The organism is Erwinia endophytica (assembly GCF_009295515.1).
GTDB lineage: Bacteria > Pseudomonadota > Gammaproteobacteria > Enterobacterales > Enterobacteriaceae > Erwinia > Erwinia endophytica.
The window spans coordinates 138,194-150,330 of the sequence record NZ_RQVV01000011.1 but is presented as its reverse complement, the minus strand read 5'-3'; the positions used below and the strand labels follow the sequence as shown (position 1 = coordinate 150,330).

General features: G+C 54.8%; 13 protein-coding genes. 5 read left to right on the top strand and 8 right to left on the bottom strand.

Going from position 1 to position 12,137, the window contains the following annotated elements:
* The first annotated feature begins 76 nt into the window (after nucleotides 1–76).
* Together glnP and glnQ are read left to right on the top strand one after the other, a co-directional pair.
* A complete protein-coding gene (glnP, locus tag EH228_RS03065; RefSeq protein ID WP_152320223.1) occupies nucleotides 77–736 on the top strand; it encodes a glutamine ABC transporter permease GlnP in 660 nt (219 codons plus the stop codon).
* Nucleotides 733–1,455, top strand: coding sequence for a glutamine ABC transporter ATP-binding protein GlnQ (gene glnQ / locus EH228_RS03060; protein ID WP_152320222.1), 723 nt, complete (start codon nucleotides 733–735; stop codon nucleotides 1,453–1,455). Before glnP ends, glnQ begins: the two co-directional genes overlap by 4 nt.
* Nucleotides 1,456–1,826: 371 nt before the next feature.
* Here the strand turns inward: glnQ and rlmF are convergent, their stop codons facing one another.
* Entirely contained in the window at nucleotides 1,827–2,759 is a 933-nt protein-coding gene (rlmF, locus tag EH228_RS03055; protein ID WP_152320221.1) for a 23S rRNA (adenine(1618)-N(6))-methyltransferase RlmF, read from the bottom strand.
* Between the two features lie 240 nt (nucleotides 2,760–2,999).
* On the opposite strand from rlmF, the gene EH228_RS03050 reads away from it, so the two are divergent.
* A complete protein-coding gene (locus EH228_RS03050; RefSeq protein ID WP_152320220.1) occupies nucleotides 3,000–3,620 on the top strand; it encodes a flavin reductase family protein in 621 nt (206 codons plus the stop codon).
* Between the two features lie 97 nt (nucleotides 3,621–3,717).
* Here the strand turns inward: EH228_RS03050 and EH228_RS03045 are convergent, their stop codons facing one another.
* The 5 genes from EH228_RS03045 to EH228_RS03025 are packed head-to-tail and all read right to left on the bottom strand — an operon-like array spanning nucleotide 3,718 to nucleotide 8,371.
* Entirely contained in the window at nucleotides 3,718–5,253 is a 1,536-nt protein-coding gene (locus tag EH228_RS03045) for an HAL/PAL/TAL family ammonia-lyase (protein ID WP_152320219.1), read from the bottom strand.
* Between the two features lies 1 nt (nucleotide 5,254).
* Nucleotides 5,255–6,037: an ABC transporter ATP-binding protein gene (locus EH228_RS03040; protein WP_152320218.1), complete on the bottom strand. Its 783-nt coding sequence runs from the start codon at nucleotides 6,035–6,037 to the stop codon at nucleotides 5,255–5,257.
* Nucleotides 6,030–6,773 (bottom strand): ABC transporter permease, encoded by a 744-nt coding sequence (locus EH228_RS03035; protein WP_152320217.1) that lies wholly within the window; start codon nucleotides 6,771–6,773, stop codon nucleotides 6,030–6,032. The genes EH228_RS03040 and EH228_RS03035 overlap by 8 nt, the downstream gene beginning before the upstream one ends.
* 11 nt (nucleotides 6,774–6,784) lie before the next feature.
* Nucleotides 6,785–7,501, bottom strand: coding sequence for an ABC transporter permease (locus EH228_RS03030; protein WP_152320216.1), 717 nt, complete (start codon nucleotides 7,499–7,501; stop codon nucleotides 6,785–6,787).
* A 15-nt stretch (nucleotides 7,502–7,516) separates the two neighbouring features.
* On the bottom strand, nucleotides 7,517–8,371 hold the full coding sequence (locus tag EH228_RS03025) for a transporter substrate-binding domain-containing protein (protein WP_152320215.1): 855 nt from the start codon (nucleotides 8,369–8,371) through the stop codon (nucleotides 7,517–7,519).
* Nucleotides 8,372–8,721: 350 nt separating this feature from the next.
* On the opposite strand from EH228_RS03025, the gene hutC reads away from it, so the two are divergent.
* Nucleotides 8,722–9,477 carry a histidine utilization repressor gene (gene hutC / locus EH228_RS03020; RefSeq protein WP_152320214.1) on the top strand — a complete coding sequence of 252 codons (756 nt, stop codon included), beginning with the start codon at nucleotides 8,722–8,724 and terminating at the stop codon, nucleotides 9,475–9,477.
* A gap of 68 nt (nucleotides 9,478–9,545) precedes the next feature.
* Nucleotides 9,546–10,067 (top strand): 5' nucleotidase, NT5C type, encoded by a 522-nt coding sequence (locus tag EH228_RS03015; RefSeq protein WP_152320213.1) that lies wholly within the window; start codon nucleotides 9,546–9,548, stop codon nucleotides 10,065–10,067.
* A gap of 42 nt (nucleotides 10,068–10,109) precedes the next feature.
* Here EH228_RS03015 and hutG read toward each other — a convergent pair whose 3' ends face one another.
* The gene (gene hutG, locus EH228_RS03010) at nucleotides 10,110–10,889 is read right to left on the bottom strand and encodes an N-formylglutamate deformylase (RefSeq protein ID WP_152320212.1); all 780 of its coding nucleotides are present in this window, start codon (nucleotides 10,887–10,889) and stop codon (nucleotides 10,110–10,112) included.
* Nucleotides 10,886–12,106 carry an imidazolonepropionase gene (hutI, locus tag EH228_RS03005; protein ID WP_152320211.1) on the bottom strand — a complete coding sequence of 407 codons (1,221 nt, stop codon included), beginning with the start codon at nucleotides 12,104–12,106 and terminating at the stop codon, nucleotides 10,886–10,888. Before hutI ends, hutG begins: the two co-directional genes overlap by 4 nt.
* Nucleotides 12,107–12,137: the final 31 nt, after the last annotated feature.

Sequence of the window (12,137 nt, the reverse complement as noted above, 5' to 3'; positions counted from 1 at the left end):
TATTTTTTGCAGGCGTACACGCCTGCTTTTTTCCCGTCCTCTAACAAGGAGATGGTTTTGAACCGGAGAATAACTAATGCAGTTTGACTGGAGCGTCATCTGGCCATCGATTCCGGCCCTGCTCGAAGGTGCCAGACTGACGCTGTGGATTTCTGTCCTCGGCCTGATCGGTGGACTGATTATCGGCCTGGTGGCGGGGTTTGCGCGTGCTTACGGCGGCTGGCTGTCACGTAACATCGCCCTGGTGTTCATTGAACTGATCCGCGGGACGCCAATTGTCGTCCAGGTGATGTTTATTTACTTTGCCTTGCCAATGGCTTTTACCGATCTGCGGATTGATCCCTTCAGCGCAGCGGTTATCACCATTATGATTAACTCCGGCGCTTATATCGCAGAAATCACCCGTGGCGCGGTGCTGTCGATCAACAATGGTTTCCGCGAAGCGGGTCTGGCGTTGGGCTTATCGCGCCGCGAGACGTTGCGTTACGTGATTATGCCGCTGGCGCTGCGTCGTATGCTGCCACCGCTGGGCAATCAGTGGATCGTCAGCATCAAGGACACCTCACTGTTTATCGTGATTGGCGTGGCGGAGCTGACCCGTCAGGGCCAGGAAATTATTGCCGGAAACTTCCGGGCGCTGGAAATCTGGAGCGCCGTGGCCGTTATCTATCTGATTATTACCCTGGTGCTGAGCTTTGTTCTGCGTCGTATTGAAAGAAGGATGAAAATCCTGTGATTGAATTTAAAAACGTCTCCAAGCATTTTGGTCCGACTCAGGTTCTGCATGACATCAATCTGACGATCCATCAGGGTGAAGTGGTGGTGATTATCGGTCCTTCTGGTTCCGGTAAGTCCACGCTGCTACGTTGCATCAATAAGCTGGAAGAGATAACCAGCGGAGAGCTGATTGTCGACGGTCTGAAGGTTAACGATCCGAAGGTTGATGAGCGCCTGATCCGCCAGGAGGCAGGAATGGTGTTCCAGCAATTCCACCTGTTTCCCCAGATGAACGCGCTGGATAATGTCGCCTTTGGCCCAATCCGCGTGCGTGGCACGAAAAAGGAAGAAGCCCACCGACTGGCCAAAGAACTGCTGGGTAAAGTGGGACTGGCCGAACGTGCGCATCACTTCCCTTCCGAACTGTCGGGCGGCCAACAGCAGCGCGTGGCGATTGCCCGGGCGCTGGCCGTGAAACCAAAGATGATGCTGTTCGATGAACCAACCTCAGCGCTGGACCCGGAACTGCGCCATGAAGTGCTGAAGGTGATGCAGGATCTGGCTGAAGAGGGTATGACCATGGTTATCGTCACTCATGAAATAGGCTTCGCGAAAAAAGTGGCCTCGCGCCTGATCTTTATCGACAAAGGCCGTATTGCTGAAGATGGCAATCCGCATGAACTGATCGACAATCCCCCCAGCGCCCGTTTGCAGGAGTTTTTGCAGCACGTGACTTGATTTTTGTCGTTTATTGTCGACGTCCTCTTCTCCCTTGAGGGGGACGTCTGGAAGATTTTCTCCCCACCAGCCTGATGACTCTCACTGAAGTGTTTATCCTCTAATGATGGGCGCTCACTCTAAGGTAATCCCCCCGACATCCTTGCAACAATGGCACTGAGTGTCGCCCACTGTATGTCGTATTCAACCTGGCTTTCCAGAACGATGCGGACGGCCTGCGATAAAAGTCGGTACAACAGAATCAGGAGTGACAGGTTGTCCCCGTGAGGTTAGGAACAACACCGGCCCCCTATGCACAATCAACATATCCCTCTCACTACAGACACAGTGACAACCTCGGCGCTCAGCTTCCCGTCATTGCCCGCATCCGATTAAACGCGGGACATCAACCGTTCACGCAGTGGTTTATCCATAAAGGTCCAGGCGATGAAGCGGCTTTGCTTCTGGCCCTGGGCCATATCGACGGTGCGCACGGCAATGGCACCAACCTGTTCCAGCGCACGCCACAATTCCGCCAGGTTTTCCTTGCGTGAAACCAGTGAGCTGAACCAGAGACACTGGCGGGCAAAGATGACGCTTTCATCGATCATCCGGGTGATAAAGGCCTTTTCACCGCCTTCGCACCACAATTCATCCTGCTGACCACCAAAGTTGAGCAAGGCGTTCTTACCCAGGCCAAGGTTACGCACTTTACGCTGGTTGCCTTGCAACGCCTCGCTGGCCGAGGCATGAAATGGCGGATTACAGATAACCGCATGATACTGTTCGTTTTTGTGAATGATGTTGTTAAAAATCGCGTGTGGGTTTTTCTGCCGGCGCAGGCGAATAACGCGGTTAAGGCCAGGATTAGCAGCAATAATCGCGTTAGCGGCGCGCATTGCTTCTTCATTGACCTCACTGCCGGTAAAGCGCCAGCCGTATTCGCGATACCCAATCAGCGGATAAATACAGTTCGCACCGCAACCAATATCAAGGACATTGAGATTGCGCGGCACCACGGCATGGTTATCTTCTGCCAGCAGGTCCGCCAAATGGTGGATATAGTCGGCCCGGCCAGGCACCGGCGGGCAGAGAAAACCATCAGGAATGTCCCAGTGTTCAATCTGATAGAAATGATGCAACAGCGCCTGATTCAGCATCCTGACCGCCGCCGGATCGGCAAAATCGACCGATTCAACGCCATACGGGTTAAGCGTCACAAACGCCGCCAGCGGCGGATGACTGGCGATCAGTGCGGAGAAATCATAACGCCCGCGATGGCGGTTGCGGAGATGGAGTTGGCCCTTTTCGGCGGTGTTTTTCATGGTCGATTCCCTTGTCTGAGGCGCGTAAGATACCCGCTGTGGTAAAAATCGTAAACCGCTACCACTGCTTTTCCCCAGGCAGGAGGTGATTTACCCCCTAAATAATACCCATTGCAGGCTGGACGTGCAGACATCTCAACGTGCTTACCCAGCTAAGCGACCAGGCTGGCTGCCTCCCTCATACCGGTGGCTTGAAATATGACGGGACATGGGGAAGTAGATTAATTTTAAGGAGTTAACATGAGTTATTCTTATCAACCCCGCCTCGGTCACGGGCTGCCGCACGACCCGCTGAATGCCATCATTGGCCCCCGGCCGATAGGCTGGATCAGTTCGCAGAGTGCTCAAGGCGAGCGTAATCTGGCCCCGTACAGTTTCTTTAACTGTTTTAATTATCAGCCACCGATCATCGGTTTTTCCAGCCAGGGATGGAAAGACAGCGTGGCGAATATTGCCGAGACGGGTGAGTTTGTCTGGAACCTGGCCACGCGCGAGCTGGCCGTAGCAATGAACGAGAGTTCTGCCACCGTGCCGCACGGTGTGGATGAGTTTGCCCTGACGGGGCTGACTGCCCTGCCCGGCACACAGGTTAACGTCAGTATGGTGGCGGAAAGTCCGGTGAATTTCGAATGCAAGCTGACACAATTAATCCAGTTGCAGACCGCAAATGGCGAAAAACTCGACCAGTGGCTGGTACTGGGCGAAGCAGTGGTCATCCATATTGCTGACGACCTACTGGAAAACGGCATTTACCAGACCGCGAAAGCGCATCCAATTTTACGGGCTGGCGGCCCGAGCGCCTATTACGCCATCAGCGACGATCTGCGGTTCGATATGACCCGGCCAGATGCGCGGAAATAGGATGTTGATGGAAGGGATATCCGGATAAGCGGACGTTTGGCCACGGACGGCGTCAACCGCAGCCGTATTTATCTTACGCGACCTGAGCGCTAAAAAATTAACAGTGTGATGCTGGCCCGGCACACCGCCGCCATGAGAACAAACACCGTGTCTTAATCACCTCCGCCGCTTTCTCAATCTCCGGCGCCAACCAGCGATCTTCCTGCCAGACGGCCACCTGCTCACGCAACATTGCCCAGGCACAGGTTGTTCCTTCCCCCGCGTTATCCACGCCAAGAAAATCCAGCGCCTGTGCGGCGAGTAAATATTCAATCGCGAGGATCTGATAAGTATTCTCCGCCAGCTTCAGCAGCTTCAGCGCCGCGTTGGTTCCCATACTCAGATGATCTTCCTGCAGGCCCGAAGTAACGTAATTATCCAGTACCGCGGGTTGCGCCAGTTGCCGATTCTCTCCGCACAACGAAGCCGCCACGTACTGAGCGATCATCATGCCGGAATTCACTCCTGGCTGAGCCACCAAAAACGCCGGTAACCCACTGACCAACGGATTAATTAACCGGTCAAGACGGCGTTCCGCCACACTGCCTATTTCCGCCAGCGCTATCGCTAACACATCTGCCGCCATCGCCACCGACTGGCCATGTGGATTGGCCTGGGAAACCACTCGCCAGTTAGCCGTCGTCCCCAGCACCAACGGATTATCCGTTGCCGCGTTCAGTTCCGTTTCAATTTGTCGTACGGCATGGTCAAACTGATCACGGCATGCTCCGTGAATTTGCGGGATTGAACGCAGGCTCAGTGCATCCTGGGTCCGTACCCCTTTAGCCCGCGCAATAATTTCACTGCCTGTCAGCAATTGCCGTAGCCTCTCCCCTACCACCTGCACGTTCTCACTCTCCTTCAGTGCAAGAATTTCAGCATCAAAAGCCGCTATCTGACCGCGCAACGCTTCAAAACTCATGGCGCCGGTCACATCGGCCCAATCCAGCAGTCGACTGGCTTCCCCCAGGGCTAAGCAGGCGAGCCCGGTCATACATGGCGTGCCGTTAACCAGACTGAGGCCATCCTTGGCGCCCAGCGGACAGGGCGACAACCCTGCCGACGCCAGCGCTTGTGCGGCGGTCACTGTCTCGCCACGATAGCTCACATTACCGATACCAATGAGCGCCAGCCCAACATGAGCCATATGGGTCAGATAGCCGACCGAGCCCTGCGCCGGGATCAGCGGCGTAATACCATGATTCAGTAATGCCAGTAGCCCCTGAACCACCACGGGCGAAATACCTGATTTACCGTGACTGTAATTTGCTATCGCCGCACAGATGATCGCCCGCGCCTGGACCTCATTCAGTTTTGGCCCCACGCCACAGGCATGGCTCATCAGCGTATTGCGCGACAGCTGGCTGAGTTGATCTTCCGCCAGGGTGATGTTACACAGCGCCCCCAGCCCGGTATTAATGCCATAGGCAATCTGCCCTTCCGCCACAATCAGGCGGACAATCTCCCGTGCAGCATCAATCCGCTGCCATGCCGCTTCGCTCAGTTGCAAGTGGGCGCCTGACTTTGCGACTTTCACGACCTCCTGCCAGTGCAGCCGGCTGTCGCCCCACATCACCTGTTCTGTCGTCGTCATATCAGTTGGCCTGGTGGCTGGAGATAAACTGCTGGAAGCGCGGCGAACCCCATTCGCCGAACATCTCTTCCGGCGTTCCCTGGCAGTCAATTGTTCCCTGATGCATAAATACCACGCGGTTCGATACCGTACGCGCAAACCCCATCTCATGGGTAACCACCAGCATGGTACGTCCCTCTTCCGCCAGGCTGCGCATCACCTTCAGCACCTCGCCCACTAACTCTGGATCCAGCGCCGACGTCGGCTCATCAAACAGCATCACCTCCGGCTCCATCGCCAGCGCCCGCGCAATTGCGACTCGCTGCTGTTGTCCGCCGGAAAGCTGAGCAGGATAGAAATCCTTACGGTTCAACAATCCCACCCGATTCAGGATCTGTTCGGCCTGTTCAATACAGGTTTTACGATTGCGCTTCAATACATACAGCGGCCCTTCAATCACATTCTGCAAAACGGTCATATGCGACCACAGATTAAAGCTCTGAAACACCATTCCCAGTCGCGAGCGCAATGTTTCAATCTGCTTATGACTGGCCACCAACTGATGTCCCTGCGCATGGCGCTTCATGGCGATAGTTTCACCCGCTACGCTTACCACGCCTGAATCCGGCGTTTCCAGCAAATTAATGCAACGTAAAAAGGTACTCTTACCGGAGCCACTGGCGCCCAGAATCGAGATCACATCACCTTTATACGCTTCAAGTGAAATGCCTTTCAGCACTTCCAGTGAGCCAAACGACTTGCAGATTTCGCGCATTGAGAGCGTCACGGGGGCGGAATTAGTCATGTTTCTCTCCGGCAATCACAGGGGGAACAGGCAGGGATGGCGCAGTATCCACCGCACGCAACTGTGGCGTCAGGCGGCGTTCTATCCAGGCGTAAATCTGCACAATAATAAAATTGAGGATCAGGTAAATCAGCGCAGCACAGACGAATACTTCCATGGTGCGGTAAGTTCGCTGAATAATTTGCTGGGCCACGCCGGTCACATCCCACACCGTGACCAGGCTGGCCAGCGCGGTGGATTTCACCAACAGAATCGCTTCGGTGGAGTAAGCCGGCAAGGCGTAACGTAACATCACTGGCGCAATAATCCGCCGTAGCAGCAACCAACGCGACATGCCGCAAGCCATCCCGGCCTCAATCTGCCCCGCGGGGATGGCCAGCAATCCACCACGAAAAATCTCCGCGGTATAAGAAGCGGTACACAGCGCCAGCGCGACCACCGCGCAAAAAAACGGCTCACGCAATACCGGCCAGATAAAACTGTGGCGGACCACGGCAAATTGCCCTAATCCGTAATAAATCAGAAACAGCTGGATCATCAGCGGCGAGCCGCGAAACACCAGAATATAAGCACGGGCAAAACCACTCAGCAGCAGATGACGACTCATGCGCATCGCGAGGATCCCCATCGCCAGCACGCCGCCGAGGAGCAATGAAGAAAAAAACAGCCCCAGCGTCACCGGTAACGCGGTGGCCAGCTTGAGGAACGTGTCGCTCAGAAAAGGAAAATCAATCATCGGCTGCTCCGTTAGCTGTGCGCCGCGGTGCGGCTTTGGTGCGCACGTCCCAGGCGTTTTTCAGCGCGTTTAAACGCGCTGTTAGAGAGCACCGTCAGCAGCAAATAACAACCGCCGCCGATCAGGTAGAAGGTGAAATATTGCCGGGTGGACCCCGCTGCCACCTGGCTGGCGCGCATCAGTTCAACAATACCGGTGACGGAGATCAGTGCGGAATCCTTCAGACTCATCTGCCAGACATTCGCCAGTCCAGGCAGCGCATAACGCGCCACCTGGGGCAAGATAATACGCTGCAAGATGCGCCACGCTGGCATGCCGATCGCTTGTGCAGCCTCAATCTCGCCGTTGTTCAGCGACAGTCTTCCGGCGCGGAACACTTCAGCCTGATAGGAGCCGGAGATCAAGCCAATCGCCAGTGCGCCGATCAGAAAAGGCGGAACGTCGATAAAACCATCCGCCCCCAAGAAATGGCCAATTTGGGTCACTAAACCGGCGCCGCCGAAGTAAAACAGATAGATAATCAACAGCTCCGGGATACCGCGAAAAATCACCGAGTAGACGTCGCCCACCCAGCGTACTGACCGACGCGGCGACAACCTGAGCGCGGCCACGCCACTGCCGACGACAGCGCCCACCGCCATGGCGGCCAGAGACAGCAACAACGTCGTCATTGTGGCGCTGAAGATCAGTTGTCCCCAGCCATTATCACCAAACCCAGCAATAGCCATTTCAGTGCTCCCCGCTTATGGCGTGACATTAGTCTTGAACCATTTCTCACTCAGCTTTTTCACTGTGCCATCGGCCAGGGCAGCGTTGATCGCGCTATCCAGCATCGCTTTCAATGAGCCATCGGATTTGCGGATCCCCAACGCTTCGCCTTCCCCCCAGATCGGGCCGCCCAACTGTGGACCGGCCAACTGCAAATCGTTATTTTCCGGTTTGCTAAGGATGGAATTGGCAAAAGTCACATCATCAAACACCGCATCAATACGCCCGGCCTGCAAATCAAGGATCGCATCAGCGGAAGCGTTGTATTCGCGTATCGTGGCGATATCTTTGAAGTATTTATCGATAAAAGGGGTATAAACCGTGCCGGACGCAATACCGATAGTTTTACCTTTCAGTGCTTGCTGCAGGCTGGCGATAGCGGGTTGAATCTCTTGCGCAGAGTCATGTAATTTGATGATGCCGTCCGGCCCGCTGGCTTTCGGCAGCAAATCACCTTTGGCAGTAATAAAACTGGCGGGCGTCGCAGCATAAGGCACAGTGAAATCAATCACCTTGCGCCGCTCTGGAGTGATCACAATCGCATCCATGATCACGTCATATTTGCCGGCCTGCATCCCGGCAATCATCCCATCCCAGTTCTGTACCACCAGTTTGCAACTGATTTTCATGCGCTGACACAGATCGGCCATCAGTTCGGGTTCAAAGCCGCTGAGTTTGCCGCCCGGCAGCGTGAGGTTCCAGGGTTCGTAGCTGCCCTCGGTGGCGATGGTAATTGATTGCCACTCTTTCGCCTGAGAAGGCAGCGTACAGAGCAGTGCGGAACTGATAAAGGTACTAAGCAAAACCCGGCGAAATAACGAATGTTTCATCAAATACTCCTGGTGGATGAAGACGCCTGCCTGAAGGCAGCAGACCAAATGAATAACCCGCCGTCAGCGACGCGTGCGCTAACAGGATATGTCATGTATATACAACCAGAGCAATTGTTGTGCCACTGTTGATGGCTGGATTAATAAACTGACACCTAAAGCGTTTTTGTCAGCCGTTGCCGCATCATTGCCACAAACCACCACCATCACGCACTATAACAAGGCGTTACGCCCTAAAAGAGGTCAGAAAAAAAAACGCAAAAATTCAGGAAAACACCGTTATTGTAGAGACAGATAGAGACTCGCTAACAGAAGTGCTAATACATCCATTCCGGCAAAAGGTGGCAGCATTGTCAGACCATAAAACGCTTACCGAAACCATCGCCCTGCGTAACCATGAACCTGCCCCGCTGTATCAGCAGGTTAAGCAGGGCATTATTACGCTGATCCGCTCCGGGCAGTGGCTTCCTCGCCAACGGGTGCCGTCAGAAAGCGAGCTGGTCACCGAGCTGGGGGTCAGCAGAATGACCATCAACCGGGCACTGCGTGAACTGACCAGCGAAGGTTTTCTGCTGCGTCTGCAAGGGGTGGGCACCTTCGTCGCGGAAATGAAAGCTTTTACGCCCATGCTGGAAGTGCATAATATCGCCGACGAAATTGCCAGCCGCGGCCATCTCCATGCCAGCAACGTGCTGTTTTTACGCGCCGAACGAGCCAGCGCCAGCGATGCCCGGGCTCTGGGCCTGGCGCCCGGCGCGACGCTGTTCCATTCGCAAATTATTCATTTTGAAAATCAGGTCCCGGTGCAGCTGGAAGACCGTCAGGTTAATCCACAGATAGCCCCTGATTATCTGCAACAGGACTTCACTAAAATGACGCCGCACGCCTGGCTGAGCAAGGTTGCTCCCCTGAGTGCCGGTGAACATGTGGTGGAAGCGGTCAAAGCCAGTGAAGAAGAACGCCAGTTGTTACAGATTACCGCAGCAGAACCCTGCCTGCAGATCCAGCGCCGCACCTGGCATCAGCAAACCGTGGTCACCTGCGCCCGCCTGCTCTATCCTGGCGGCCGATATAAAATGTTTGGCCGCTTTCAGACCTCTTCCTGAACGTTAAGCCGCAAAGTCCGCTTTTTTGTTATGATGTCGCTCTTTCCCCACCGATCATGGAGTGATAAATGAAGAAAATTGCTATCGATATGGATGAAGTCATCGCCGACTTTCATCCTAAAATGGTTAATACCGTCAACCATCACCTCGGACTGACGCTGACCGACGACGAACTTAACCTGTTCAATCTGCGTAACGAAGAACCCGAGATGATGCAGCAGATCATGGCCCTGGTCAGCGATCCCGATTTCTTTAGTGATCTGGCGGTGATCGCCGACAGCCAGCAAGTCATTGCGGATCTGAGCAAGAAATATGAGGTGTTTATCACCACCGCCGCGATGGAAGTACCGAGCTCGTTCAATGCCAAATTCAACTGGCTGAAGACCCATTTCCCGGCGATTAAACCCAGCAATATTGTATTCTGCGGCAATAAAGGGATTATCAACGCCGATTACATGATTGATGATAATGCCTTCAATTTTGATCATTTTTGCGGAGAAGGCCTTCTCTACAGCGCCCCGCATAACCTGCTGGTGACAGGTTACCGGCGAGTGAATAACTGGCAGGAAATCGCCACCCTGCTGCTTTAGGCTGATTGCAGGCCTCTCCAGCGGAGAGGCTGACGATGTGGCTCAGCGCAAAAGAAGCGTTGTGATAATCTTTTTCAATATCGGTTGTAATCTGGCCGCTTTGTCGCCGCGCCAGCTAAACGGCGGTGTTTCATCCATATAATTTATCTGCGCCAGTTCCAGTTGCACTGTATGCTGGTCTTCCTGCGGCTTACCGTAAGCACGGGTAATATAACCGCCTTTGAAACGGCCATTCATCACCCAACTGAAGTCTGACTGCGCGGCGCAGAGGTCGGTCAATTTTTCGCTAATCGACGGGTCACAGCTCAGACCACCGTTGGTTCCCAGGTTCAAATCAGGAAGTTTGCCGTCAAACAGACGGGGGATCACCGAGGCAATAGAGTGAGCATCAAACAGCAGCGCATAGCCAAACTGCTGTTTCATTCGCGCCAGCTCCTGTTGAATTTTTTCATGGTACGGCGTCCAGATGGTCGCAAGATAGCCCTGACGCTGGTCATCCGTAGGGGTCATACCTGGTTTGAACGTTGGCGTGCCGTCGAACAGCGTTTCCGGATACAACCCGGTGGTCGCGGTGGCATAGAGGGCTTCATTATTTGGCGGACGATTGAGGTCGATGACAAAGCGGGAATAATTGCCCACCAGTACACTGGCCCCCATCTCGCGGGCAAAATCATACAGCTGCGGAATATGCCAGTCCGTATCCGGCAGTCCCTGCGCTTGTTCGCTCAGTCCCTGCTCCACTTCAGGGGTCAGCGCGGTACCAGCATGCGGAATGCTCAATAACAACGGCAGCGTTCCCTGGGTAAACTCGAATGGTTTCATTGTATTGCCTCTCCTCTGAATATCACCTGGCAGGGCAATTGCCCGCCAAGCCAGTAGACCAGTTCCGCCGGATGTTGTAACGGCCAGTGAACAAAATCAGCAAATTTTCCGACTGCCAGTGAGCCCTGAGTCTCAGCCAGACCTAATGCCTGTGCGCCATACTGCGTGACGCCCGCCAGCGCTTCTTCCGGCGTCATGCCGAACAACGTACAGGCCATATTCAACATCAGACGCAGGGACAACGCGGGAGAGGTGCCGGGATTGGCATCGCTGGCCAGCGCCATCGGAACCTGGTACTGGCGGAATAATGCCACTGGAGGCCGCTGTTTTTCACGCAACAAATAGAACGCGCCCGGTAGCAGCACAGCGACAGTACCACTTTCAGCCATCGCCGCCACATCACTTTCCGTCGCGTATTCAAGATGATCCGCTGAGAGTGCTTTAAATTTTGCCGCCAACGCGCCGCCGCCCAACGAAGAAAGCTGCTCCGCATGCAATTTAACCGGCAGGCCAAGACGCTGCGCCGCGTCGAATACCCTGCTGACCTGCGCCGGAGAGAACGCCAGATGCTCACAGAAGGCATCCACCGCATCCGCCAATTTCTCCTTCGCGACCTGCGGTAACAACGTTTCACAAATCAGCGTAATCCAGCCGTCCGGATCATTTTTGAACTCTGGCGGCGTGGCGTGGGCGGCCAGGCAGGTCGCCCGCACCTGAGCGGGAACCTGCTGCGCCAACTGGCGGATCGCCTGTAGCATCCGCCGTTCGCTGGCCAGATCCAAACCATAGCCGGATTTGATTTCAACCGTGGTCACCCCTTCCGCCAGCAATCTTTCCAGTCGCCACCGGGCGCTGGCGACCAGTTGCTCCAGCGTGGCGCTGCGGGTGGCATTGACGGTGGCAATAATCCCGCCGCCCTGCGCGGCGATTTCGCTGTAGCTCACCCCATTCAGCCGTTGTTCAAACTCATGGCTGCGATCACCGCCAAACACCAGATGGGTGTGGCAATCAACCAGCCCTGGGGTGATTATCCCGCCGGAAAATTTAGTGTGCTTATCCGCCGTGATCTGCCCGGCTTCCTGCCATGGCCCCAGCCAGACAATTTTATCCTGACGAACCGCGATAGCGCCGTTTTTGATGATGTTATACTTCCCCTCCTGCATGGTGACAATATCAGCCCCATACCACAGGTGGTCACAGCGACATTCTTCGCTCATCTTCTCTCCCGGCTTTACTGTTGATTCGCAA

Coding starts and splice junctions, on each gene's coding strand:
- glnP (WP_152320223.1), top strand. CDS start 77: ATGCAGTTTGACTGGAGCGTCATCTGGCCATCGATTCCGGCCCTGCTC.
- rlmF (WP_152320221.1), bottom strand. CDS start 2,759: ATGAAAAACACCGCCGAAAAGGGCCAACTCCATCTCCGCAACCGCCAT.
- EH228_RS03050 (WP_152320220.1), top strand. CDS start 3,000: ATGAGTTATTCTTATCAACCCCGCCTCGGTCACGGGCTGCCGCACGAC.
- EH228_RS03045 (WP_152320219.1), bottom strand. CDS start 5,253: ATGACGACGACAGAACAGGTGATGTGGGGCGACAGCCGGCTGCACTGG.
- EH228_RS03040 (WP_152320218.1), bottom strand. CDS start 6,037: ATGACTAATTCCGCCCCCGTGACGCTCTCAATGCGCGAAATCTGCAAG.
- EH228_RS03035 (WP_152320217.1), bottom strand. CDS start 6,773: ATGATTGATTTTCCTTTTCTGAGCGACACGTTCCTCAAGCTGGCCACC.
- EH228_RS03030 (WP_152320216.1), bottom strand. CDS start 7,501: ATGGCTATTGCTGGGTTTGGTGATAATGGCTGGGGACAACTGATCTTC.
- EH228_RS03025 (WP_152320215.1), bottom strand. CDS start 8,371: ATGAAACATTCGTTATTTCGCCGGGTTTTGCTTAGTACCTTTATCAGT.
- EH228_RS03015 (WP_152320213.1), top strand. CDS start 9,546: ATGAAGAAAATTGCTATCGATATGGATGAAGTCATCGCCGACTTTCAT.
- hutG (WP_152320212.1), bottom strand. CDS start 10,889: ATGAAACCATTCGAGTTTACCCAGGGAACGCTGCCGTTGTTATTGAGC.
- hutI (WP_152320211.1), bottom strand. CDS start 12,106: ATGAGCGAAGAATGTCGCTGTGACCACCTGTGGTATGGGGCTGATATT.